Source organism: Mycoplasma zalophi (genome assembly GCF_018914005.1).
Lineage (GTDB): Bacteria > Bacillota_I > Bacilli_A > Mycoplasmatales > Metamycoplasmataceae > Metamycoplasma > Metamycoplasma zalophi_A.
Genome location: NZ_JAHMHI010000001.1, coordinates 47,613 through 73,654 on the forward strand (window position 1 = coordinate 47,613; position 26,042 = coordinate 73,654).

The 26,042-nt window shown below is 25.3% G+C and carries 25 protein-coding genes and 2 tRNA genes; 5 read left to right on the plus strand and 22 right to left on the minus strand.

Translation table 4 applies throughout. From position 1 onward, the window contains the following. Positions 1 to 455: 455 nt before the first annotated feature. Positions 456 to 2,399: a leucine-rich repeat protein gene (locus tag KQ877_RS04065; RefSeq protein WP_216535671.1), complete on the minus strand. Its 1,944-nt coding sequence runs from the start codon at positions 2,397 to 2,399 to the stop codon at positions 456 to 458. Positions 2,400 to 2,641: 242 nt separating this feature from the next. Next, entirely contained in the window at positions 2,642 to 3,223 is a 582-nt protein-coding gene (locus KQ877_RS00275; protein ID WP_216535672.1) for an FMN-dependent NADH-azoreductase, read from the minus strand. 197 nt (positions 3,224 to 3,420) lie between these two features. On the opposite strand from KQ877_RS00275, the gene trpB reads away from it, so the two are divergent. Beyond that, on the plus strand, positions 3,421 to 4,668 hold the full coding sequence (trpB, locus tag KQ877_RS00280) for a tryptophan synthase subunit beta (RefSeq protein ID WP_216535673.1): 1,248 nt from the start codon (positions 3,421 to 3,423) through the stop codon (positions 4,666 to 4,668). A 34-nt stretch (positions 4,669 to 4,702) separates the two neighbouring features. Here the strand turns inward: trpB and KQ877_RS00285 are convergent, their stop codons facing one another. The 18 genes from KQ877_RS00285 to KQ877_RS00370 all read right to left on the minus strand — a co-directional run bounded on the left by KQ877_RS00285 (position 4,703) and on the right by KQ877_RS00370 (position 18,351). Continuing rightward, positions 4,703 to 5,494, minus strand: coding sequence for a hypothetical protein (locus tag KQ877_RS00285; protein ID WP_216488993.1), 792 nt, complete (start codon positions 5,492 to 5,494; stop codon positions 4,703 to 4,705). Positions 5,495 to 5,497: 3 nt separating this feature from the next. Continuing rightward, entirely contained in the window at positions 5,498 to 7,324 is a 1,827-nt protein-coding gene (gene topA, locus KQ877_RS00290) for a type I DNA topoisomerase (protein ID WP_246529859.1), read from the minus strand. A 107-nt stretch (positions 7,325 to 7,431) separates the two neighbouring features. After that, positions 7,432 to 7,788, minus strand: a complete 357-nt coding sequence (rplS, locus tag KQ877_RS00295; protein ID WP_216488991.1) for a 50S ribosomal protein L19 — start codon at positions 7,786 to 7,788, stop codon at positions 7,432 to 7,434. Beyond that, on the minus strand, positions 7,778 to 8,452 hold the full coding sequence (gene trmD / locus KQ877_RS00300) for a tRNA (guanosine(37)-N1)-methyltransferase TrmD (protein ID WP_216535674.1): 675 nt from the start codon (positions 8,450 to 8,452) through the stop codon (positions 7,778 to 7,780). Before trmD ends, rplS begins: the two co-directional genes overlap by 11 nt. A gap of 2 nt (positions 8,453 to 8,454) precedes the next feature. Further along, positions 8,455 to 8,715, minus strand: a complete 261-nt coding sequence (rpsP, locus tag KQ877_RS04010; protein ID WP_216488987.1) for a 30S ribosomal protein S16 — start codon at positions 8,713 to 8,715, stop codon at positions 8,455 to 8,457. A gap of 116 nt (positions 8,716 to 8,831) precedes the next feature. Continuing rightward, complete coding sequence (gene hpt, locus KQ877_RS00310; RefSeq protein ID WP_216535675.1) at positions 8,832 to 9,377, minus strand: hypoxanthine phosphoribosyltransferase; 546 nt, start codon at positions 9,375 to 9,377, stop codon at positions 8,832 to 8,834. A 9-nt stretch (positions 9,378 to 9,386) separates the two neighbouring features. After that, positions 9,387 to 10,043, minus strand: coding sequence for a deoxynucleoside kinase (locus KQ877_RS00315; RefSeq protein ID WP_216535676.1), 657 nt, complete (start codon positions 10,041 to 10,043; stop codon positions 9,387 to 9,389). Between the two features lie 123 nt (positions 10,044 to 10,166). Beyond that, positions 10,167 to 10,640 (minus strand): transcription elongation factor GreA, encoded by a 474-nt coding sequence (gene greA / locus KQ877_RS00320; RefSeq protein ID WP_216488981.1) that lies wholly within the window; start codon positions 10,638 to 10,640, stop codon positions 10,167 to 10,169. Beyond that, positions 10,633 to 11,352 (minus strand): BC85_0335 family putative methyltransferase, encoded by a 720-nt coding sequence (locus KQ877_RS00325; protein ID WP_216535677.1) that lies wholly within the window; start codon positions 11,350 to 11,352, stop codon positions 10,633 to 10,635. The genes greA and KQ877_RS00325 overlap by 8 nt, the downstream gene beginning before the upstream one ends. Continuing rightward, positions 11,333 to 11,590 (minus strand): DUF1292 domain-containing protein, encoded by a 258-nt coding sequence (locus KQ877_RS00330; RefSeq protein ID WP_216488977.1) that lies wholly within the window; start codon positions 11,588 to 11,590, stop codon positions 11,333 to 11,335. Before KQ877_RS00330 ends, KQ877_RS00325 begins: the two co-directional genes overlap by 20 nt. 2 nt (positions 11,591 to 11,592) lie before the next feature. After that, positions 11,593 to 12,018 (minus strand): Holliday junction resolvase RuvX, encoded by a 426-nt coding sequence (ruvX, locus tag KQ877_RS00335; protein ID WP_216488975.1) that lies wholly within the window; start codon positions 12,016 to 12,018, stop codon positions 11,593 to 11,595. Further along, positions 12,006 to 14,681 (minus strand): alanine--tRNA ligase, encoded by a 2,676-nt coding sequence (gene alaS, locus KQ877_RS00340; protein ID WP_216535678.1) that lies wholly within the window; start codon positions 14,679 to 14,681, stop codon positions 12,006 to 12,008. The genes ruvX and alaS overlap by 13 nt, the downstream gene beginning before the upstream one ends. A gap of 2 nt (positions 14,682 to 14,683) precedes the next feature. Further along, positions 14,684 to 15,802, minus strand: a complete 1,119-nt coding sequence (gene mnmA, locus KQ877_RS00345) for a tRNA 2-thiouridine(34) synthase MnmA (protein WP_216535679.1) — start codon at positions 15,800 to 15,802, stop codon at positions 14,684 to 14,686. Positions 15,803 to 15,900: 98 nt separating this feature from the next. Next, entirely contained in the window at positions 15,901 to 16,254 is a 354-nt protein-coding gene (rplT, locus tag KQ877_RS00350) for a 50S ribosomal protein L20 (protein WP_216488969.1), read from the minus strand. Between the two features lie 13 nt (positions 16,255 to 16,267). Further along, positions 16,268 to 16,456 carry a 50S ribosomal protein L35 gene (gene rpmI / locus KQ877_RS00355; protein WP_216488966.1) on the minus strand — a complete coding sequence of 63 codons (189 nt, stop codon included), beginning with the start codon at positions 16,454 to 16,456 and terminating at the stop codon, positions 16,268 to 16,270. Further along, complete coding sequence (infC, locus tag KQ877_RS00360; RefSeq protein ID WP_373422491.1) at positions 16,449 to 17,081, minus strand: translation initiation factor IF-3; 633 nt, start codon at positions 17,079 to 17,081, stop codon at positions 16,449 to 16,451. The genes rpmI and infC overlap by 8 nt, the downstream gene beginning before the upstream one ends. A gap of 155 nt (positions 17,082 to 17,236) precedes the next feature. Next, positions 17,237 to 17,422 carry a TM2 domain-containing protein gene (locus KQ877_RS00365; RefSeq protein ID WP_216488964.1) on the minus strand — a complete coding sequence of 62 codons (186 nt, stop codon included), beginning with the start codon at positions 17,420 to 17,422 and terminating at the stop codon, positions 17,237 to 17,239. Between the two features lie 44 nt (positions 17,423 to 17,466). After that, positions 17,467 to 18,351, minus strand: a complete 885-nt coding sequence (locus KQ877_RS00370) for a bifunctional 5,10-methylenetetrahydrofolate dehydrogenase/5,10-methenyltetrahydrofolate cyclohydrolase (RefSeq protein WP_216488962.1) — start codon at positions 18,349 to 18,351, stop codon at positions 17,467 to 17,469. A gap of 252 nt (positions 18,352 to 18,603) precedes the next feature. Here KQ877_RS00370 and KQ877_RS00375 point away from each other — a divergent pair, with 252 nt between their 5' ends. From KQ877_RS00375 to KQ877_RS00385, 3 genes are all read left to right on the plus strand, one after another. Continuing rightward, positions 18,604 to 22,695, plus strand: a complete 4,092-nt coding sequence (locus KQ877_RS00375; protein WP_216535680.1) for a hypothetical protein — start codon at positions 18,604 to 18,606, stop codon at positions 22,693 to 22,695. Between the two features lie 119 nt (positions 22,696 to 22,814). Continuing rightward, on the plus strand, positions 22,815 to 23,036 hold the full coding sequence (locus KQ877_RS00380) for an acyl carrier protein (protein WP_216488958.1): 222 nt from the start codon (positions 22,815 to 22,817) through the stop codon (positions 23,034 to 23,036). Between the two features lie 33 nt (positions 23,037 to 23,069). Then, positions 23,070 to 23,144 (plus strand) — tRNA-Trp (locus tag KQ877_RS00385). 88 nt (positions 23,145 to 23,232) lie between these two features. On the opposite strand, the gene KQ877_RS00390 is transcribed toward KQ877_RS00385, so the two are convergent. Both KQ877_RS00390 and KQ877_RS00395 read right to left on the minus strand, forming a co-directional pair. Continuing rightward, positions 23,233 to 24,981: a hypothetical protein gene (locus tag KQ877_RS00390; RefSeq protein ID WP_216535681.1), complete on the minus strand. Its 1,749-nt coding sequence runs from the start codon at positions 24,979 to 24,981 to the stop codon at positions 23,233 to 23,235. A gap of 198 nt (positions 24,982 to 25,179) precedes the next feature. Beyond that, positions 25,180 to 25,254: transfer RNA gene (locus tag KQ877_RS00395), tRNA-Thr, on the minus strand. A gap of 67 nt (positions 25,255 to 25,321) precedes the next feature. Here KQ877_RS00395 and KQ877_RS00400 point away from each other — a divergent pair. Further along, complete coding sequence (locus tag KQ877_RS00400) at positions 25,322 to 26,032, plus strand: pseudouridine synthase (protein WP_216488954.1); 711 nt, start codon at positions 25,322 to 25,324, stop codon at positions 26,030 to 26,032. Positions 26,033 to 26,042 lie beyond the last annotated feature (10 nt).

Genomic DNA, 26,042 nt, shown 5'->3' on the forward strand with positions numbered 1-26,042 from the left:
TCAAAAGTGTTTTGATAAATTGAAATTACATTTAGCAAATTAACACTAGCGATGAAGATATATAACTAAAAAACATATCACACATTTAGTTAATGTATTTACATTGATAATATTATATTTCTAGCTTTTTAATTGCCAAAACTAATTTTGAGTATATTATTTTATTTTTGTTTTTTATTTGTTTAATTTAAACTGCAAACAATCATAATTAAATAGTAATAAACATAATTTCCCAACAATCAAGGTATTATTTTTAATTAAACTATCAAATAATTTTTATTTTGGACAATACTTACTTTTTAATTAATTATTTTAAAAATAAACTTTTAATATATTTCCAGTTATCTATTATTTAAAACTATTGATTTATATGACTTATTAATACATTAATAAATAGTTAATTAAATAAAAAAAGTCCAATTATACAATTTGGACTTTATTTTAGATATTATATTTTAGTTTTTAGCACTTCAAGGTTGACCGTTTTTAATATTATCAAAGATTTCTTTTGTAATTTCACTTGGTAATTTTGAGTTTTCAAAAGAAATTGGAGTATTTTTAAAAGCTCTATTACCAATTTCAGTAACACTTGGCATATCAACACTAGTTAATGATCTAACTTCCTCAAAAGCTCTTTCACCAATTTCAGTAACATTTGGCATATTTACATTAGTTAACGAACTAGCATCCATAAAAGCATAAGCACCAATTTTAGTAACATTTGGTATATTAACACTAGTTAACGAACTAGCAAACTCAAAAGCACCCTCACCAATTTCAGTAACTTTTTGCATATTAACACTGGTTAACGAACTAGCACCATAAAAAGTATAATTATCAATTTTAGTAACATTTGGTATATCAACACTAGTTAACGAACTAGTACCCCCAAAAGCACTCGCACCAATTTCAGTAACATTTGGCATATTAACACTAGTTAACGAACTAGCATCCATAAAAGCACTATTACCAATTTCAGTAACTTTTTGCATATTAACACTGGTTAACGAACTAGCACCCCTAAAAGCATGTTTACTAATTTTGGTTACTTTTGGAATATCAACACTAGTTAACGAACTAGCAAACTCAAAAGCACCCTCACCAATTTCAGTAACATTTGGCATATTTACATTAGTTAACGAACTAGCACTCCAAAAAGCAGATCCACCAATTTCAGTAACATTTGGCATATTAACACTAGTTAATGAACTAGCATACATAAAAGATCAATCACCAATTTCAGTAACATTTGGCATATTGACACTAGTTAACGAACTAGCACTCCAAAAAGCATGAGCACCAATTTTAATAACATTGTCAGGAATATCAATTTTTCCAGTTGCTTGCTTTCCATCAATTAATATATTGTTTACAATTGCAAGTTTTTGTGGGTTATTTTCAATTAATTTTTTTAAATATGCAGTATTTTTAAAAGCATCATAACCAATTTGAGTAACATTTGGCATATTTACATTAGTTAACGAACTAGCACTCCAAAAAGCACTTTCACCAATTTCAGTAACATTTGGCATATTGACACTAGTTAACGAACTAGCACTCCAAAAAGCACAAGCATCAATTTTAGTTACATTTGGCATATTGACACTAGTTAACGAACTAGCACCATCAAAAGCAGATCCACCAATTTCAGTAACATTATTAAAATCTATGTGTATTAATTTTTTTCAATTTATGTTTCTTCTAGGATTAAATTTTTTTATATCATCATCAAATTTAATACTAAATTCTTCATCAGGAAACTCATAAGAGTTACTATTTTCAATTTGTTCAATAAAATCCTTTGTTATCAGAATTTGCTTTACATTATTTTCTTTTTCATTTTTTGTGTTTGTATTATCATCAGTCGCATTATTACCTTCATCTTTGGTGTTTTCGGTTGATGTATTTGTATCTGTATTATTATCATTTTCTTGGTTATTATTGTGTGAATTTGTATCATTTACACCAGTACCATCATTTGTGGTGTTTTCAGTTGATTTGTTTGTGTTGGTTGAGTCAGTACCATTATCTGGTTTGTTTTCGGTTGAATTGTTTGTGTTGTTTGCAGTAGTACCATTATCTGTTTTGTTTTCGGTTGAATTGTTTGTGTTATCATTTACACCATCTTTTTGTTTGTTATCTTTAGTAGATGTATTTGTATCACTATTATTACCATTTTCTTGGTTATTATTGTGCACATTTGTATTATCTACACCATTATCTTTATTATTTGCATTTTCGTTTGGTGTATCTTTTTTAGTTTCTTTAGTTTTATCTGCTACATCTTTATTTGTTTTATTTTGATTGTCATTTTCATTTGAACAAGATAGCGCTATAAACGGAATAGTCGCAGGTAAAATTCCCATTGTAATCAAAATAATAAATTTCTTTAATTTCATACTATTTCCTTTTTAAAAATAAAATCGTTAATATATATATAAGAAAATGTATTCTTTTTTTTTTTTTTTTTGAATCAAAACAAGTAAATAATTTTTGTTTTTCAAACTATATTTACTTTTAAGTTTATTATTTTTGTTATAGTTATATATTTAATTAGTTATTTTTTGACAAAATGTAAATACTAAAATAAATTAAAAGCAACAATACAAATATCGCTGCTTTTAGTAAAGTTTATATTAATTTAAAATGATTCAATTAATTTTTTAAATTCATCAGCACGTGTTTTAGCATAAGCTTTTGTATCTCCATTTGCTAAAGGAGGCACTTTTGTTCCATTAACTTGAATAAAGTTAATTGATTTAGCTCCTACGAATTTAAATACTGAACGTAATCATTGAACTTGTAATGATTCTGTATTTTCAGCTTGTGGGCTTCCTTGTGATGTAACTAAAACAACATTTAAGTTATTTAATAATCCAACTGGATTTCCATCTTTTGATTGTTTGTATGAAAATGTTAAATCTGCTACTGCAATAGCATCAATAAAGTTTTTAACTAATGTAGGAGTTGTATAGTTAACTACTGTTGATGATAATACTAAAACATCTATTTCTTTTAATTTATTGATTAATTCAACTGCCCCAACTTCATTTCAATATGTTGAAATATTTGTTTGTGATAAATGAGTTTTATTAAATACTGAATCAGAAAGATTAATTCTTTCGGGTTTTCCCATAATTTCATGGAACTCATTCATTAATGCTGTTGTATATGAGTTTTCATTAGTAAAAAATGACCCATCTACAAATAATGCTTTTTTCATTTTTATTCCTTTCTTCTTTGTAAATTATTATTTTATATTATATAATATTATCAATTTTTGTTTCAAATAAAATTCCTTTTAAATTTCAATTTTGATAAATATTTAAATTAAGATTAAATAATAAAAAAACACTTTGCAAAATAACTTTTATTAGTTTAAAAATAATATAATTATTAAAGATAGATTAAGGATATATAATGAATGAAAAATTAAAAGAATATTTAGAAAAAACACCAACTAAAGAAGGATTTTTTGGTGAGTATGGAGGATCTTATCTTCCAGATGATTTGCAAATATTATTTAATGATATTGCAAATAAATATTATGAAATTTCACAAACAGAAGAATTTAAAACTGAATTAAAAAAATTACGAAAATACTTCCAGGGACGTCCAACTCCAATATATTATTGTGAAAATTTATCAAAAAAATATGGTAAAGCACGTATTTTTGTAAAAAGAGAAGATTTAAATGAAGGCGGAAGTCATAAAACAAACCATTGCTTGGCAGAAGCTTTATTTGCAAAAATGATGGGCAAGAAAAAATTAATTGCAGAAACAGGTGCCGGTAGTCACGGTGCTGCGATTGCCCTTGCTGCAGCTCATTTTGGTTTAGAATGTGAAATTCATATGGGTGCTGTTGATATTGAAAAACAACAACCAAACGTTGAGAAAATGAAAATTTTAGGTGCTCAAGTTATTGCTGCAACTCATGGTGCACAAACTCTAAAAGAAGCGGTTGATTCCGCATTTGAATCTTACAAAAAACAATCAGACACTGCAATTTATGCAATAGGAAGTGTAGTAGGACCCCATCCTTTTCCTATGATAGTTAGAAATTTTCAAAAAATTATCGGTGAAGAAATTAAAAAACAATTTAATGAAGAATATAATAAAGACCCTGATTATTTAGTGGCTTGTGTTGGTGGTGGTTCTAATGCAATTGGAGCATTTACAGAATTTTTATTTTCAGAAACTAAATTAATGGGTGTAGAACCACTAGGACACGGACCAAAAAAAGGTCAACATGCTTCAACATTATGTTTTGGAAAATCAGGGATATTACACGGATTTAAATCACTTATTCTTTCAGATGAACAAGGTGAACCAGATGAAGTTTATTCAATTGCTTCAGGATTGGACTATCCAGGTGTAGGACCTGAACATGCTCATTTAAAACAACAAGGATTAGTTGAATATGTTTCAATAGATGATAATGAAGCATTGGAGGCATTTTTAGTCATGTCTTCAACTGAAGGGATAATTCCTGCACTAGAATCATCTCATGCTATTGCACAAGCAATAAAAATTGCAAAAGAAAATAGTGATAAAAATATTGATATTGTTATAAATTTATCAGGACGTGGTGATAAAGATTTATCATATGTTTTAGCAAATTACAAAAAAGAAATTGAAGAATTTAGAATTAAAAACAATTTAAAATAAGTATTAAAAAATCCGTGTGAGCGGATTTTTTATTTTAATTTACATAATATTGGATTCTTTGTTGTGTTAAAGTTTTTTTATCTTTTGAAACAAAATTAAAATCAATAACTAACAAATTACGTTCATTTTTTACTGTGTATTTTACATAATCTTCATTATCTGTTTTTGTAATGTCATAATCTTTTTCAGGGAAAAGATTTGGTCTATTTTCATTTGCAATTTTTTTAAATCACTCAAAAACATTGTTTTTAAATTCTTCTGAACTAAAATAATTATTTTCACTAGATTTAGGGCTTGAAATTATTTCTTGTAACTCTGGTTTATATTTTTCAAATGCTTCTTTTAGTTTTTGGTCATTTTCATAATTAAATGAGTTATTTCAAATTGGTATTTTAATATCAGTTACTTCTATTTTTTTGAATTTATGCTTTTTATCTTGAACACTATAATTTACCATGATATGTTGTGAATCATTTTCATTAAATTTTAAATCGGTAAATAAGATATCAATATTTTGCACTTGTCTTGGTGTTAAATTAATATTGACATATTGTGATACAAAATTATTTATAGCACCTTTGGGATTTTTTTGTTTTCAATTATTAAAATTATTAAAAATTTGTTGTGCAGATTGAGTATTTGCATAAGATGATGGACTTAATTTTATTTCATTTTGATCTTTTTCATATTCCTTTTTTGAATATTTTTTTACGTGAGTTATTTTCGCATTGTAATATACATAATAAACAACACCAGAAACAGCAGCAAGAGAAAGAAGAGAAATTAAGCTTATTATTAAATATTTTTTATTAAGTATTTTTTTCATATACTATGATTTCTTTTTATAAAATCTTCTTTTTTGAGGTGCTGTTTCATCTGATTTTGTGAATTTACATTTAGGGAAGTTTTCACAACCTATAAATCTTTGTTGGTTTGATTTTTTATATCTAAATAACAATTTATTACCACACAATGGGCAAATTTCACCTGTGTATTGAATATCTAAAGTGCTTATTTCCATATTTTTAGATGCTTCATCAAAAGTTTTTGTAAAACTTTCTCAAAAACTTACCATAAGGTCATTTTTATGTTGTCTACCCTCTGCTATTTCATCTAATTGTTTTTCAACTTGACTTGTATATTCTTCATTAATTATTTTCTTGAAATTAGTTACTAGTTTTTGATTAATAACTTTTCCAAATTCAGTAGGTTTTAAGATATTTTTAGTACTTTCAACAAATAAACGTTTTTTAATAACATTAATAGTTGTAGCAAAAGTAGAAGGACGACCAACTTTTATATCATCTAATGTTTCGATAAGTTGACCTTCACTATATCTTGCGGGTGGTTGAGTTTGTTTTTTTTCATGAATGTATTTTTGAACTGGTATTTTTGAACCCACTTCATAAACTGGAATGCTTTTTGAGTCTTCTTCAGTTTCTTTTATAATACTATAACCTTTAAAAATCATTTTTGTAAATGACATTTTGTAGCTAAAATCATTATCTAAAAGATCATATGAATAAATTTCTCTTACAGGTGCATTCATAAGTGACATAATTGTTTTTTTATAAATTAATTCATAAATATATGCTAAATAAGTATTTAGCTCATATTTAACTTTTGCTTCTTCAGGAGTTAATTCTAAATCAGTTGGTCTTATAGCTTCATGGGCATCTTGAGAACCTGAGAATCCTTTAATTTCTTGTGCAACAAATTCTTTTCCATATTTTTTTTCAATAAATTCTTTAGAAGAAGATACAAATTTATCATTCATTCTTGTTGAATCTGTTCTTGGATATGAAATAAGCCCATATTCAAAAAGTTTTTGTGCTGCATCTTGTACAATTTTTGAAGAATATTTAGCTTCACGATAAAGAGCAGATTGTTTAAAAGGAGTAATTGTTGCATCTTTTCTAGTAGATACTTTATAATTTACAACTTCTAAAAAATGACTCTGTGATTTGATTGCTTGTTCTGCAATTTCAGGTGTTAATCATGTATTTTTTGCTAAAATAGCAGGTTTTAAATAAAGTTCCGCACTAACATTTTCTGAAATTTGTGCTGTTATAGTTTCATATTTTGTGGGTATAAAATATTCAATTTCTTTTTCACGATCACAAACTAGTTTTAGTGCTATTGATTGTACACGTCCGGCACTCGGATTAGTTGGTCTATTTTTTGTTGTTTTAACCATAAGCTTAGATAATTTAAAACCAATAATTCTATCTAGCATTCTTCTTGCTTTTTGTGCTTCTACTAAATTTTTATCTACCTGATGTGGATTATTTATTGCATCTAAAATTGCTTGTTTGGTAATTTCATTATATGTAATTCTGTGATATTTATTTTCTATATCCAAACAATCTATTAAATTTTGTGCAATTGCTTCGCCTTCACGATCAGGGTCAGTTGCAATTAAAACATCAGAAGCTTCTAATGCTGCTTCTTTTAAATTTTTTATGATAGTTTTTTTATTGCTTTCAATTTCATATTTAGGTTCTCATGTATCAAAATCAATACCAAATTGTTCTTTTCCTTTGGTAGATAATTTTAATATATGACCTTTTGAGGCCAATACCTTGTATTCAGATCCTAAATATTTTTGAATTGTTTTTTCTTTATTTGGTGATTCGACTATTACTAATTTATACATAATATAAATATTATTATATTTATAGCATTTTTTGCAAAAAAAGACAAAATAAAAATAGCTTTTAACAAATAGCTATTTTCGTTATATCTAAAAACATACAATAAATATTATTTTGTGTTTTTAATTTCTTTAAGTCTTGCAGCTTTACCTTTAAGATCTCTCATGTAGAATAATTTAGCTCTACGAACTTTATTTTTACGTGTAATTTCAACGTGTGAAATTAATGGTGAATTATATTTAAATACACGTTCAACACCAATTCCGTAACTATTTTTACGAACTGTGAAGTTTTTAGCAGTTCCTTCTCCACTTAGTGCAATAATTAAACCTTCAAATACTTGGATACGTTCTTTGTCACCTTCTTTAATTCTTACGTGAACTCTAACGTTGTATCCAACTTTTAATTCTGGTAGATCATTTCTAATTTGCTTTTGTTCTGCTAGTTCAATTAATTTATTTCTCATTTTTAATCCTTTCAATAAGATCTGGTCTATTTTTTAAAGTCTTTTGATATTTTGCTTCATCTCTTCATGCTTTAATCTTTGCATGATCTCCATTTAATAACACCTCTGGCACTTTAAAACCTTTGTATTCACTAGGCCTTGTGTATTGAGGAAAATCAAGTAATCCATCACCTTCAAAACTTTCTTCAAGATGTGAACTTTCACGTATTACACCAGGACTTAACCTAGCAATTGCATCAACTATTAACATAGCAGGGATTTCTCCACCTGTTAAAACATAGTCACCGATGCTAATTTCCTCATCAACAAAATTTAAAATTCTTTCATCAAAACCTTCGTAATGTCCTGCTACTAATGTAATTTCATCTTGTTTTGCAAATTCTCGTGCCATTTTTTGAGTAAATGTTTTTCCTTGAGGACTTAGTAGAATTTTTTTACCTTCAACCGTTTGCAATGCTAAGTCTATTGGTTGAACTTGTAAAAGCATTCCCTGACCTCCACCATATACTTTATCATCGACTTTTTGATGTTTTTCAGTTGAAAAATTTCTTCAATTAACGATATTTATTTCAATATGGCCTAATTCTATTGCTCTTTTTATAATAGAAATTTGCTTGAAACCTTCAAAATATTCTGGAAATAAAGTCAAAATATTAAATTTCATACTTATTTACTACGATTTTTTGTGTAATTTTGATAGAAATTATTTGTTTTTAAAAGTGTTCTAACTGTATCGCTAACTTGAGCACCTTGATCTAATCATTTTGTTATTAATTCTTCGTTTAATTTAATTTCTTTGCTGTGTGGGTTATAAAATCCTACTTCTTCTATAAAACGTCCATCACGAGGTGAACGTGAATCAGCTACAATTATTTTGTAAATGGCGTTAAATTTTTTACCATTTCTTTTTAATCTTAATTTAACCATATTTGGTCCTTTCTTTTGAATGTCTTTAAATAGTAATTATTATTTTACCACAAAATTTTAAATGTCAAGCAAAAATGCTTGACACTTTTTAAATTAATAAAAAAAGTCAGTGATGACTATTTTATTAATTCTGGTTTTAAAGTTCCAATGTATGGAATGTTTCTCATTTTTTCGTTTCAGTCAAAACCGAAACCAACAATAAATACATTAGGTACAACAAATCCACAATTATCTACTTTAAAATCATTTGTTCTACCGGCTGGTTTATCTAATAATGTAAGGACTTTTAATGATTTAGGATTTCTGTTTTTTAAAATGTCAATTGTTTTAGAAATTGTTCGACCTGTATCTACTATATCTTCAATTACTAATACATCTTTATTTTCTATTTCATTTGCTAAATCTAAAACAACTTTAACTGAACCAGAAGATTTTGTACCACCGTTATATGAACTAATAGTCATAAAATCCAAAACAAAATCAACATTAATAGTTTTAATTAATTGTGCAAGAAATGGAATACAACCTTTTAAAATACCAACTATAATAAGATCTTTAGAATCTTTATATGTTTCATTAACTCAATCACTTAATTCTTTTATTCTTGTTTCTAATTGTTCTTGGGAAAATAAAATTTTATCCATTCTACTATCTATTTCCATAATATATCCTTATTTAATTTTTTTTGCTTGTTGATCAATTATTTCAATTACTTTTTCACTTAATTCTTTTTCATTTAAATCATTTGCATCAATCACAACATGATTTAAATTAAATTTCTTAGCTAATTCTGAAAAAATTTCATAGTAATGGGTGTGAAGTTTTTTAAAATATTCAATATTTTTATCTCAGTTGTCAACTTCTGTTTCTCTTCCTCTTTTAAAGATGCGTTTTTTAAATGTATCAAAATTTATATCTAAAAATATAGCAAGATCAGGTAATTCTTCTTTTGTTATTAATTTTTGAAATAAAGCATCATATGCTTCTAAATATTTGCCTTGCTTTTCTTTCAAAATAATTTTTGCAAAAATGTAATGTTCAATACTAAATCTATCTAAGAAAATATGATCCTTTGAAGTTTCTAGATTTTCTCTTTTATATTCTTCTAAAATTTCTGCAAATTTAGCAGAGTGATTTTCAACTATGTATGATTGAAAACCTATAGTAAGATTAGGTTTTTTTTCATATAATCATTTTAAAAAAGTATTAAATACTTCATCGTCCTCTTCAAATTCATGCAACATTTTTGATGTCTTATAATGTTTGTGTAATTTTTCTGATAAGCTAGTTTTTCCACTAGCAATCATTCCACTTATACCTATAATCATTTACTTACCCCTTTTTATTATTGTCTTTATTTTACTAAAAAATCAATTCATTTCCAACAAAAAAAATAATTTTCATAAATTAAATAATTAGTTTAAAAAAACTCCGTTCAGGAGTTTTGTAAATTATTTAATTTCTTTGATTATAATTTCATATTTTTTATCAACATCAACTTCAACGTCATCGCCTACTTTATGACCTAAAAGAGCTTTTGCTAACGGACTGTTGTTTGAAATTTTTTGTTCAAAAGGATTTGCTTCTAATGAACCTACAATTTGCAAGGTTTTTTCGATTGATTTGTCATTTTTCATTTGAAAAGTTACAGTTGATCCTATTTGTACTACTGATTTTACTGAACTCTCATCAATAATTTCATAGTTATCTAAAATATGTTGAATTTCAGTAATTCTTGCTTCAATTTGTCCTTGTTTTTCTCTTGCTGCATCATATTCAGCATTTTCCGAAAGATCACCTTGGCTACGAGCATCACGAATTTCTTCAATAACTTGTGGTCTAACAACGTTTTGTAGGTATTCTAATTCTTTTTTATACTCTTCTAGTGATTGTTGAGTTAAATAAATTTTTTCTGTATTATTCATTGTTTGTTCCTTTTGCTATGTAATTTGTAATTAAAATCAAATTAAATGATTTTATTTTATATTTTTCGAATTTATATATTTTCTTGTCATAAAGATAATTAAAAATATCATTTATTTCTTTTTTATTGTACTTATTATATAAGAAAATACACATTCCGTTTTTATTTAAAAAATTTAAATTATTTTCTAGGTAATTAATTGGATCGGATTTTTGTTTAAGTAAAATAATCATATCATTTAAATTTTTGATTTCAGAATTATAAATAAATTTATCTTCTTGACTTAGATTATTGTTACTTGTTGTAATTTTTTTATCATTTGTACTTAATGAAAATGTTTTTGCAAAGTAATTATCATATAAATCATCAATAAATACACTTTGATATTTATTTACAATAAAAGTATTTAATAAAAAAGCAGTTAAAATTGGATTTGCTAGCGGATTTTTGGTACTTTTTTCTAATTTGGTGACAATAGTTCCAAAATTTTCGTTATTTTCAGAAGCTTTTAATAAAATTTCATTTTCTTGTTCAAGTAAGTATTTTTCTTTAATTCTTTTTACTTTTTTGTGCAAGTATATATAAGAAAATACTCCAATAAAAAACACAATAAAAACTGAAATAAGTAAAATAATTTTTCAAGTTGGTCAAGATGTGTTTTCTATTTGTTGGTTTATTTCAAAAAACATTGTATTATCAAGCATCAATTTCATTATTTTCTAAAAAATCATCAAATATTTCTTCAACAATATCTCATTCATCTTCAGGAATTTCAACATAGATATCGTTTTGTTTTTTTAGTCCAACAACAGTTTCTTGATCATTTAAAACACCAAGTAAGTATGTATCACCATTTTCTTCGAAATCAAATAAAATGGTAATTTCTGTTTCTTGACCATTATCATCTTCTATTGTAATTTTTCTTGTTATATCATTTAAATTTATTTTCATAGTTATTTTTTAAAGTGGTAGTTTAAATAATCTTCTAAAATTAATTGAGCTGCCAATTTATCCTTAACTCCTTTTCTTTTTTTTCTTTTAAAACCCGCTTCTATTAAAATACTTTCAGCCGCTATTGTAGATCCATGTTCATTAACTAAAACAACATTTAAATTAAATTGATCTTCTAGTATTTTTTTAAAATTTTCAACCATTTCTGTACGTTCTGACTTGGTTCCATTACTTCTTAAGGGATGACCCAAAACTAATGTATCAATAGTTTTATATTGTTTAATATAATCATTTATTTTTTCAATTACTGCTTGAAAATTATTTTCTTCAAAACGAAAATTTTCTAGCCCCGTTACGATGATATTATTATCATCAGTAATTGCAAAACCACAAGTTCTAGTTCCTAGATCAAGTGCTAGTTTTCGCATAAAATATTTTCCTTAATATCTTTAAATATATCTTCAATTGTATAATCAGTTGTAAAACTTCCTTGACTTACAATTGCGTTCCCCCCACCTTTACCTTGATATTTTGTCAGTATTTGTTTCAATAAATCATTTGAATTATAAATTTTTGAAGCAACAACAACAAAACATTTATTATTATCTAATGTTGCTGTAATCACAAGAGCATCAGTGAATTTTTCTCTTAGCTCTATTGCTGCTTTTTTAGTATCTTGCATGTTATTTATTTGCAATAAAATAGTTGGTTTGTTGTTTATTGTTTGTGGACTAATATCCTCTAAATCTAAATTTGTATTTTGAGATTGTTTAAATAAAATTTTAAATTCTTCTCTTACTTTATTTTCTAAATCTTTTAAATTGTCAATTTCTTTTTCTAAATCACGATTAGATTGATTTAAATTAATGTTTGGTAACTCAAATGAATAGTTTTTGTCAAGTTCCTTGTTTTTTAAAATAACTGAATTAACTATTTCTTGATATTTTTCAATTTCTTTTAATAAATAATTACGAACTAATATATTTGAAGTTACAACTCTTAAACGATAAATTCCTGTACCTTTATTTTCTACACCTGTAATTTTAAAATCTTCAATAAATGCAGTATTTGGTGAGTGAGTACCACCACATAAATCTTTTGTTATTGGATCGAAAATAACAACTCTAACCGCTGATTGATCGTGGTATTCATTTTCTTCAATTGTCATGAATGCACCAATTTCTTCGGCTTCTTTAATTGTCATAATTTTGTATTGTCTTTGGACGTTATCTTTAATATATTGATGCATTATATTTTCGATATTTTTTATTTCTTCTGGAGTTGGTTTTTTATCATGTGGGAAATCAAATGTAAAGTATTCAGGCATAATACTTGAACCTAATTGTTCGATTTTTTCATCTTGATAGGTTTTTCTTAATGCACTAAACATAATATGAGTTGAGCTATGGTTACGCATGTAACCTTGTCTTGCTTTTTCATCTACAAAACAATCTACTGGCATATTAGCTTGGATTTTACCTTTAACTTTATGAATATGATTTCAGTATTTATCTTTAAATACATCTAAAATTTCAATATCATTATCACCTTGTTTAATTATCCCAAAGTCATGGAATTGTCCACCGCTTGTTGCATAAAATGGTGTTTTATTTAAAACAACATAAGAAATATCATCATCGTTGTTTGTTTGTTCAATTTCTTCAAAATCATTTAGTAGATAAAGAATTTTTGCATTTTGATGAGTTGTTTCTTCATAACCTGTAAATTCACTAATTTGTTTTGTGATTATATCTAAACTACTAATTACCTTGTCCATAGCATTTCCAACATTACCACGTGATTTTTGTTTATGGATTTCTAAATATTTATTAAATTCATTTTGATCAATGTGAAGATTTTTTTCAGCAAGTATTTCATTTGTTAATTCAATAGGGAATCCATAAGTGTCAAACATTTTAAAAGCAATTTCAGTTGAAATATTTCCATTTTTTTCAATTTCACGTTCAAGTAATTTTTCACCTTGGTTAATTGTTTTTGAGAATAATAATTCTTCTTCTTTAATAATTTCTGAAACTAAATTTACATCAATATCATAAATTAAAGATTGTTTTGTAACATCAACTAATTTATATAAAAATGCAGTTTCTTTAATACCTAATTTAAGCATTGAACGATATGAGCGACGAATCAATCTTCTAATAATATATCCACGACCTACATTTGAAGGTTTAACACCATCATTTATTGCATTTACACAAGCTCTAATGTGGTCAGCGATTATTTTGAATTGAGTATTTATTTTAGTTTGATTTGGTTCTTTTGTAAAGTAATTATTAATATCATATTTATAATCTGTATATTTTTCAATCTCTTTAATAATTATTTGAAATAAATCAGTATCAAAGTTAGTAGGAACATCTTGTAAAATGCTTGAAATTCTTTCTAAACCAGCTCCTGTATCAATGTTTTTGTGCGCGAGTTCTGTGTAATTATTTTCACCGTCATTGTTAAATTGGCTAAACACTATATTTCAAATTTCAATAAAACGATCGTTTTCAATGTCTTCTTTAATTAATTCAATACTTCTTTTGTCATATTTCGGACCACGGTCAAAAAATATTTCTGTATCAGGCCCGCAAGGTCCTTGTCCTACATCTCAGAAGTTTGTATCTCTTGTTCCTTCAATCATATGATCTTTTGAAATACCTAATTCTAGTCAATATTTAAGCGTATCAGTATCTTCTGAATAATATGTTATATAAATATCATCTTTTGCAAATTCAAGTTCTTTGAAAATAAATTCATATGCAAATTCAATTGCTTCTTTTTTAAAGTAATTTCCAATACTAAAATTTCCCAACATTTCAAAGAAAGTATGGTGTCTAGTTGTTATTCCAACGTTTTCTATATCATTTGTACGAATTGATTTTTGTGAGTTAGTTATTCTTGGATATGGAGGTATTTTTTTTCCGCTAAAATAATCTTTTAATGTAGCAACACCACTATTAATTCATAATAGTGAAGGATCATTTATAGGGATTAAGCTTTTTGATTCTAATACCAAATGATCTTTTGATTTAAAAAAATCAAGTCATAGTTGTCTTATTTGTTTAGAAGTTAATTTTTTCATTATTATTCCTCATATAAAAATGTTTTTTCTTGGTTATTTAAAAATATTTTATCAATAATTGCTCCACCAACAACCTTATTTCCGTCGTATATTACAACTTCTTGTCCAGGAGTCACTGCTTCAGTTAAAGGGTAAGTAATTTCTAGAGTATTTTCATCTATAAATTTAACATTTACTTTAATATCGCTTTGACGATATCTAAATTTTGCAGTTAAATTATCATAATTAAAATCATGTGCAATTTTATTAAAATTAATTGCGATCATTTTATTTGATTTTAGATAATGATCAGCATCACTATTAGCAACATAAATTATTTTCTTTTTGATGTTGTGGCCCACTACAAAATATGGTTTTTCAAATCCACCTAAATTTAGGCCTTTTCTTTGTCCAATTGTATAATACATCGCCCCTTTATGAGTTCCTACAATTTCTTTAGTAGCAATATCAACAATATTTCCAGGTTGTGCGGGAATGTAATTTTCAAGAAAATCACTAAATCTTCTTTCTCCAATAAAACAAATTCCGGTAGAATCTTTTTTATTTGCTGTTATTAAGTCTAAATCTTGTGCTATTTTTCTAATTTCTGGTTTAGTTAAATTTTCTAATGGAAAAATTGCTTTTGCGATTTGTGAATTTGAAAGTTGTGCTAAAAAGTATGTCTGATCTTTGTTTTCATCTTCTGCTCTAAACAATTCATCATTTATGCTTTTTGCATAGTGTCCCATTGCGATATAATCAGCTTTTAGAATATTGACTGCGTAATTTAAAAAAGCATCAAATTTTATAAATTTATTACAAAAAATATCTGGATTAGGAGTTCTTCCTATTTTATATTCATCAATTAAATAAGAAAAAACATTATCTCAATATTCTTTAATAAAATCTACACGATGTAAGGGGATATTTAATTTATTTGCAACCGCTTGCGCATCTAAATAATCTTGCTCTTGAGTACATATATTTTGATTTAAAGTTTCATTACCTTTGAAATCATTATTTGTGAAACTATCTCAATTACGCATAAAAAGTCCGATTACTTCATGACCTTGTTCTTTTAGTAAGTAAGCAGCTACTGAACTATCTACACCACCACTAAGACCTATTACAACTCTTGCCATGTTTTTTACCTCCTATAATGCATATATTCTTTTATATTTTACTTCAAAATAACATATAAATAAAAAAATAGATAGTTAAACTATCTATTAAGAATTAATTAGTTTAAAGCTTTTTTAGCTTGATTTACTAATTCTTCAAATGTTTTTGGATAATTGATTGCTAATTCACTTAGCATTTTTCTATTAACTTGAATATTTGATTTTTTTAATCCATCAATTAGACGTGAATAAGAAATTCCCAATGGTCTTGCTGCTGCATTAATACGAGCTATTCATAATTTTCTAAAATCACGTTTTACTTGTTTTCTATCTCTAAATGCATAAGTTCATGATTTAACTACTGCTTGTTTAGCTACTTTATAACCGATTGATTTGTGTCCTCAGTATCCTTTAGCTAATTTTAGTCATTTGTTACGTCTTGCTCTTGTAACTGTTCCGCCTTTTACACGCATATTAAATCCTTTCCTATATTAATTCTTTTAATCTTTTGTAATCTGATTTAGCCATTAAACCTGATTTACGTGATTGTCTTTTTTGTTTTGTTGTTTTGTTTTGAGCAAGGTGTGAACGATATGCTTTTCCACGTTTAATTTTTCCTGATGCAGTGACTTTAATACGTTTTTTTAAAGCACTTTTAGTTTTCATTTTAGGCATTTGTATCTCCTTCTTCATTTGTTTCTTTATTTTTTTCTAGTTGTAGCACTTTCTTTTTATCTTTTTCTAAATACATATCCAAGAAACGGTCGTTTACTAGTGTTGCTTCTTTTGAAATTTTTGCAACATCTTCTACATAAGAATAAAATTTATTGATAACTTCTTGACCAATTTCAGGGCGAATCATTTCCCTTCCTCTAAATTTTAAACTTACTTTAACTCTATCACCATTTAATAAAAATTCTTTGGCTTTTCTTGCTTTAGTTTGTAAATCATGATCTCCGATATTAACTGTTAGACGAACTTCACGATTTATTGTTACAGCTTGTTTTTCTTTTGTTTCTTTGGCTTTTTTCTTTCTTTCGTATTTAAATTTACCATAATCTAATATTTTAGTTATTGGTTTATTGTTAGCGATTGAAATTAAAACTAAATCCATTTTGTCAGCTTTAGCCATTTCAATTGCTTCTTTTTTATCTAAAACACCAATTTTTTCTCCATTTGAATCTAGTACAAATACTTTTTTGTATGGAATATCGTTATTTAAAACGTGTTCGCTTTTTGGTCTTTTATCTTTTTGAAATTGTTTTTGATTTGATTGAATAAGTATCTCCTTAATAAATAAAAAAAGTGGTTTTATCCACTTCTCACTACAATATGTAAAAACATAGTAGCAACCCGATCTTTAAATAGACCAAGGTGAGAAATGAATCTTCTTTTTGCTTTTAATGCTTCTATATTTTAACATATTTTTATTTTAATGATCAAAATTTTTGATTTTTAGAAATTTTGAGGTGGATTGATTGAGCCAGTTGCGATTAATATCAAATCAATTAATCATCATATTCCAAATCCCCCACCTGTTATTAGTTTTAATACACCTAATCCTATTTGACCTTTCATAAATCTATCAATACCTAGCCCACCTAGAAAAAATGAAACAAGTAAAAATACTAATCTACTCATAAATATAACTCCTTTATTAATTAAAATATAACATATTTACTAATTTACTTTGAAAAATTAGCTAAATCTAAGATATCTTTAAAATATTCTTTGTATTGTGTGTGTGTTTTTGTATATGAAATTAGTAAATTAATTATTAGAGAAATTACAGTCATAGGACCTACACCACCAGGGACTGGTGTAATTGCATAACACATATCTTTAATATCTTCAAAATCACAATCGCCTGTAATTTTATTGTTTTTATCTCTGTGAATTCCTACGTCAAAAACACTTGCATCATGTTTTACGTATTTTTTTGTAATAAGATGTTTTACGCCGGTTGCAACTATTAAAACATCATGTTTATTTAAATAGTCAATATTTGATTCTTTGTTATAACTGGTTACATTTTTGTTTTTGTATAATAAAGCATATTTAACAGGTAGACCAACTATTTGACTTTCACCTACAACGCCAATGCTAGTAGTAGTTAAATTAATTTTATAATAATTTGCAAGAATAATAATACCTAAAGCAGTTGCTGGTAAAAAACCATTTTGTTGATTTTTTAATTTATAAGCATTAATTTCATTTAAACCATCAATGTCTTTTTCTTCGTTAATATTATTTAAAATTTGGCTTTTATTTAAATGTGATGGAAGTGGTAGTTGTACTATCAATCCATTCACTTTTTGTTGAATATTTTTAATTTCATTTAAAAGGGTTTCATTTGAAATATTTTCAGGATATTTAAATAATAAAGCTTCAAAACCTAATCTTTTTGCAGTATCTAATTTGTGTCTAATATAAATATTTGATTCTTCTAAATCACCAACTTGAATAATTCCTAATTTAGGAAGTGGATTTAAATTAAGTTTTTTTAAAATATTTGAAATTTTTTGCTCGAGCAAATTAGCTAGTTTTTTCCCATCTAAAAGTATTTGCATATTCATCCCCCATTTTATATGATTTATATTATATTATACTTTAACAAGCATTATTTTGCCAATTAACACAGAAAAACAAACAAAAAATACTCAAAAAGTATATTTTTATGTTTTGTGATAAATTTTAGACTAAAATAAATGATTTTTTGAGTATTTTTTTGACTTTTTGCTCAATTTTTTTGGAAATAAACAGAAAAATCACTTTAAAAAGCAATAAATCTATATAATTATCTTTAAATTTAAGGACTATTTATGAAAAAAACAAATTACCTACTTTTATTGACTCTTCCATTATCAATATCAGCTATTGTTCCGGCTGTAGTTTCTTGCTATAAGACACCAGAAAATATTGATAAAAAAAGTGAAACTGAAAAAAATAACTCAAAAAATATCACTAATAAAAACCAAAATAAACAAGAAAGCACAAATAATAACACAACAAACAAAGTACGAAAAAATGAAAATAAAGATAATTCCAACACAACAAATAAAAATGATTTAAACACTAAAGGTGAAACTAATAATAAACCTAAAAAAGATATTCAATCTGAATTAGGGCCAAAAAATGAAAATGAAGATAAAAATAATTCTGAAACTAAAGAAGACATCAAATCTGGTTCACCACAAAAAGAAAATCAAAATATTCAAAATACACCAAATCAAGAACAAGAATTAGATATAGAAAACACTCCAAGTAAAAGCTTTTATAATCCTAATTTTAATTTAATTGATAATTACACAAAAAGACCTTCAATTAATGTAAATGATATTAGTGAATTTAATTTAGATGATTCTGATTTTAGAATTTATAATACATGATTGAAAACCAAGAATAATGCAAAAAATCAACAAAATAAACATTTTGATATTTCAAAATTTAATGCTTTTGAATTAAGTCATTCTTATTTAAAAAATAATACATTAACTTTATATATTAGTTCAAAACTTTCTTTAGATGATTTAAATAATTACAAATTACAATATACAAATAAAAATCAGAATCATTTAGTTGATCTCGTTTATAGCGATAATAATAAATCAAATAAAATGTTTGTAGCACAAATTCAAAACATTAATAAAACTGATAAAATTTCTCTTTTAAATGTTCAAAAAAATGATATTATATACCAATTAAAATCAAACAATTATTTATTACCTCTTTTAGATTCTTTTAAACTTGAAGATAATGTTGTAATAAAAAGCATTACCGATTGAAAAACTTGAGATGAAACTCAAAATATACATACTTTTAGTTTGCAATTTTATGATAAAAATTTTAATAATTTAACAAATTTTCCTAATGAAATGCAACTTGTATTATTAAAGAAAAATAAACAAATAATAAATGTGAAATTTAACTATAAAAAAGGTAATCAATATAACCAAGTAGTAGAAACAGATAATTTTTCAAAATTAATTGCCACAGCCGAATCATTTGAAATTTCAGAAGTTGATAAAATTTTAGGAATACAAGTTAAGAAAAATAACGAAGAATGAAAATGACTTGAAAATATACCTAATATCGAAATAAAAAACCAAGATAATGGAAATGAATTTTTATCATTATTTAAAAAGGGGCCAAAATTAACTAAAATTTCAGTTGAAAATAATAATTTAGTGGTTAATTTTCAAAATTCTCAAGATTTTGTAAATAAAGAAATTGAATTAGAAATAAAAAGCTTAGATCCATTTAATCCTTTTTCTAATCTTTATAAATTAAAAAAGAATTCTCAAAACTCATTTATTTATGAAAATATTGATTTTCCTAAGGATATTTCAAAATTAATAGTAACTAAAATAAAAATAGATAAAGAATTATTTGAATATGATATTAATGATCAAGAAACTATATTTAATAGCGCTAATACTTTCAAAGAATTTCAAATTAACAAATTAAATTTTTATCTTGATAATAAAAATAGACAAATACTAGGTTCAGTTGCTATTGATTTTAATAATGATGATCTTGAAATTTTTCAAAATAAAAAATTAGAATTAACATTTAAACGTTTAAGTCCGTTTGTTGGTGAAACACAATATGAAAGCATTTATAATAATTTATTTCTTTCAGAACAAAAAGTACTCATTCCATTTAATAAGTTACAAAAATTTAATTTAAATGGTTTTTATGAAAATATTGAATATGAACTACAAAAAATAAGAATTGTTGATAGTTTTTCACTTAATGAATTTGTAAATGAAGCTAAATTTTCAAAAAGTTTAGAAAAATTAAATAACAAAAAATTATTATACAATTTCATAAATGACGACCAAAAAGATAATAATTTTATTTATAAAGAAAATACAGGCTGTACAAAAAATGATTTAATAAATAAAAAAGATCAAGAATCAAACATTGAATACACACTCCAAAATCATTATGCTATTGTCAATTACAAACGAGAAAATTGATATAAATATCAAGCAACTTTATTTGAAGATAAAATAAATAACAAAATAAAATCTAAAAATGAGTATTTAAATACTAATTTAGATAAATTTAATTTAATAAAAAATAATAAAAAAGTTAATACTCATTTTATTTCACCAAGAGAAATAATTAATAACTTAAGTTGAAATATTAACAAAGATTTTACAGAAGCTTCTATAACAAAAGATTTATCTTCTTTTAGTAATTTAGATAAACATTTAGATGATGCATTCTTTGTACTTGGTTTTGAATTTGACCCTAAGCAAAGACAAGTTATTGATATAATAGAACCTGAACCATTTTTTAGATACAACAAAACTGGTTATCGAATTAATTCTTCTGTAAAAAATATGTCTAAATCATTTGTTTATTTAACTATCCCTTACAAAAGAATATTAGAAGAACAAACTATCAATAACTTAGGTTTTGAATATTTAGCAATACGGAATTCAAAAGAAGATGAATTAAACTTAAAAAAACTAATTGATTTTAGATATAGTTTTAGCATTAAATACGATAACACAACAAAAAAATTGACATTTTCAATTAATTCAAGAAATGATGATATAAAAATTTTTGATACATTAGGTGATCATTATTTATCTTTAAATAATTCAGCTTTTTTAGGTAGTTCTTTATTTTTTGTTCATTGAGCTGATTTAAATGGGCAATTAAATCCTATAGAATATAAACCCATTTATAATAAAGAAATATTATCAATAGGTCTTGAACAATTAAATTTTAAAGATAATTATGAGCATTTAAAAACAACACTAGAAGGTTCATCTAAACGTGTTTATTTCAATAATAATGAAAAAAATGTACTTAACGCAAGACAAAGAGTATTTAATTTCGCTTCTCGGCAAATGCGTGGACAAGGTACTTGAAATGTAATTGGTAAAGTAAAACCTAATGATCCTAATGACTTTAAGTTTTTTATTACTACTAATCAACATGTTTGAGGTGAAAAAGAAATAAGAGAATTTTCTAATAATTATTTTAATCTTCCTATAGATCTTCCTGAACCGCAAGGTGGTTGAAACATTAATAAAAGCGATAAAAGAGGATTGGTGTTTGAATCAAGAAAATGAGCTAAACCTACAGTTGGTGTAAAAATTATTACAAACTTTCATAATGATAAAGCTTTTCCTACAAGTTATAAAGATTTCAAAAATAATTTCGGTGATATAAATTACAATAGTACATGAAATATTTATGGTGAAGGACAATATGGAAGAAATACTCATTCACTTTCTAGTGCTGATTTAATTGTTGCTATTGCTGATTTTAAAGACTTTTATTCAATATTTGAAGAAAAAGATAATAAAGTTTACTATGATGGCGTAGTTGTTGATCAAAATGATCCAAATATTTATAAAACATATAAATTCTTTAAAACATTAAAAGAATTAAAAAATCTTAAACCAAGTAAACATAACTTACATTTATCACAATTAGTTAATTTAAATTGATCACTAGCTTCTTTTCCAATTGGAAAACAAGCTGCTAATCCAGATAGCTTAGATGCAAAAAGATACCGTGAATATATAATTGGGAGTATGGATGAAAGAGGGATAGAAGGTCTTTTATATCCAGGTGCGATGTCAAAAATGCCAACAGTTCCTTTAAGTTCAAAAATATTTGATTTACAAAGTGGAGCATCAGGAAGTATGGCTTTTGATTCAGAAGGAAATATAACTGGACTAGTAACTGAATCTTCTTATTATCGTTCAAATGTTATGATAGTAGATACAAATGCTAATTCATTTTTTGGGAATGGTAGTACAACACAAAACCCAGGATCATTTTATGAAAGAATGAGACTACTAAGTTATTTATACCCAGAAAAATATGACTCCGAACAATTTAATAATTTACCTAATTGAGAAACAAAAACTGGTAAAAATATTTAAAACACCAAACACCTTTTTTTGGTGTTTTTATATTTATAAATCTTTATAAATAAGTTATTAAAACATAAAAACAAGCAATAAATTTGCTTTTTTCTTTTATTTTGTATAATAATATTATTATGAAAAATGATATTCAACAAAAAGTGTTTGAAACACTACAAAATTACACAAAAACAAAAATAAATTTAAATTCAGAGATTAAAGAACTAAATATAGATTCGCTTGATTTAGTACAAATTGTTGTAGAATTAGAATCTATATTTAATATTTCTGTTTCTGATGAAGAATTGTTAAATATCTCTAAAGTGATTGATATTATTGAAATTATTAAAAAATATTAGTTTTATTGTATAATAATAGAGCAAATATCACTTAGGGGTATAGTTCAATGGTAGAACAACAGGCTTCAACCCTGTGTGTTGTGAGTTCGAGTCTTGCTACCCCTGCCATTATTGATATTTCTAATAAAGTTGCTTTGGCAACTTTTTCTTTACAAAAAATACTAAAAAATTTGGCTATTATGCCAAATTTTATTTTTTATTTTTCTTCTTTATCTTTTTTATTTCTTTTGTTTACAAAGAAGAAAATCATTGCTGGAATAATTAGAACTGGAACAACTAATATCATTAATAATCAGAATGAATTTTTATAAGTATTTTCATCGTTTTGTAGAAGATTGTCTAACATATCACGATTATTTTCTGATGATTTTGTAAATTCAAGTTGTTTTAAATCATATGTAGATTTTCCAGTTTTTAGATCTGCAACTTGTTCTGTTAATTGTTGAATTTCTTTTGTTAATTTTATGTTTGGTAATTCATTTACTAAAACATTTTTAATTTGTTTAATTTGATCTTCTGAAATGTTATCATTTGCAACAATTTTACTCATAGTTTCAAATGTATCAACTCATTGAACTTCTCAAGCTAAATATTGGTCTTTAATTTCTTGTAATTTTTCAGCAGATGGATTTGCTAAGTAACTTGCCAATTCTTTTAAAGTTAATTCTTTAATTTTGTTATTACTTGTATTTGTATTAACTGTATCATTAAATGTTTTAACTGGAACATATTTTTTAGATATTTCATTTAATGTATTGTATGCATCAATTAATTGTTGATTTTCTGATTGTTCATTTAAATTTAAGTTAGCAACAGTTTGAACTTCATCAAAAATTCATGCATCAACTGGATTTTCTTTATTTAAATCTTTGAATTCTTGTAATTTGTAGTAGTAATTTAAGTATAAGTTAGATGTTTTAAATTCTTCTTTAGCTTCTTGAAGTTTAGCACTTAATGCTTTAGTTTGGAATGTTTTTGGATTATCAAAACTAAATTCCATATTTGCATATTCTTCTTTTACGTTATCTAATGTTTCTTGTAATTTAGCTTTTGGTTCTGCAAATTTTTCATCATTAGTTCCTTGAAGTATTCCTTCAATTTCTGTTAATAGATCTTCGTAGATTTTAGTTTCAACTTCTAAATCCTTGAATTCATCGATTGATAATTTTTCTTCTGTATATGTAAAAATTCCACCGTCATTTTCAGTAACAACATTTACTTTTTGTTTAATAACAAAGTCATTAAATACTTTCGAATTAAGATCATCTTTCTTTTCTATTAATGAAAGTTGGTTTCTAAATGTTCAACTCGCATATTTATCATTTTTTGTAACTTCATTATTTTCTGTTTGTTTTGAAATTCTATATTTTTCATCTTTTAAGTTAAAAGTGTAATTTTTGATAAATTTTGTTGGAGTAGCATCATTGAACATAGTTGTTTTTTTATCAGGATAATCTAATGAAGCTTCAACTAATTTAGTTTCTTTTTTAAATATAGCATTGATAACAACTTTTAAACTTTTATCAATTGCTGGAACTATTTGATTCTTAGCCTGATCTCAATATGGTTTAAATTGATCAATTGCTCTTAAATAAACAGTTTTTTGATTAATTATGTTTTCTTTGGTTTCAGGTTTTACAGATCATTCTTCAGAAGAATCTGTGCTTGTTAATTGATCATTTACGATTTCAAGTATTTTATCATATAAAGCAGTATAGTAATCTTTTGCTTCATTGGCTGTATCAACTTTGAATTGTCCTTCTTCCTGTCCATCAAATGGTTCTGCTTGGTGTTCTTCTTTACCAGCTGTTGATACTTCAAAACTTGCAATGATATCATTTTGTTTATTGTTTTGATTTGCATTTAAAGCAAAAGCAGCAGAAATAGCAGAAACTGATGATATTGCTAACAAGCTAGTAAGTAAAATTTTCTTTGACTTTTTCATATTTCCCTTTCTAAATATTCTATTTATTACTTAATTATATATTAATAATCTTTAAAATAAAAAAATATTTTTTTAACTTTTAAAAAGTTTATTTATAAAAAATTGACAAAAATGCAACATTTCACTATTTTTTTGCCTAAAAATACGATTTTTAGAATATAAAAAATTAGCAAATAGCTAATTCGGTCAAAAATGATATGGTGCCGTCAACTGGAATTGAACCAGCGACCCCTTCCTTACCATGGAAGTGCTCTGCCCCTGAGCTATGACGGCAAATGCTTTATTATTATACTTTATTTTTTTAAATTAGTATTAAAAACTGTATAATTTAAACAATATTATGAACCAAGAAACAGAAAAATTACAAAAATTTGTTTCTTCTTCTGGACTAATGAGTAGAAGAAAAGCAGAAGAAGAAATAACAAAAGGTTACTTTAAAATTAATAATAAAATAGCAAATTTAGGTGATAGAGTATCAAAAACAGATAAAATCTATTATAAAAATAAACTTGTTATAAATAATAATTCGCAAATTTATATAGTTTTAAATAAACCTAAATATGTTGTATCGACTTTAAGTGATCCTCAAGGAAGAAAAACAATTAAAAACTTTTTAAAAACTTCTGAGTATGTTTATCCAGTAGGAAGATTAGATTTTGATACAACAGGTATTTTATTAATTACAAATGATGGGGAATTAACGAATAAATTACTTCATCCTCGAAATAATATACCAAGAGTATATATAGCAACATTGCAAAAAAAATTAAGCGGTAAAGAACTTGATTTTTTAAATTCTAATAATGTTTTTATTGAAGGTAAAAGATCTTTACAAAAAGTTGTATATTTAGATGAGTTAAATTATGAAGTTACTTTGCAAGAGGGAAGATACCATCACGTAAAAAATTTATTTAAAGAAGTTGGAAATCTTGTTATAAACCTTCATAGAAAATCATTTGCATCTATTGAAGATTCTAATTTGCGAAGAGGACAATCAAGAGAATTAACAGCTAAAGAAATTGAAAGTTTAAAAAAATACCAAGCATTATAGTTTGGTATTT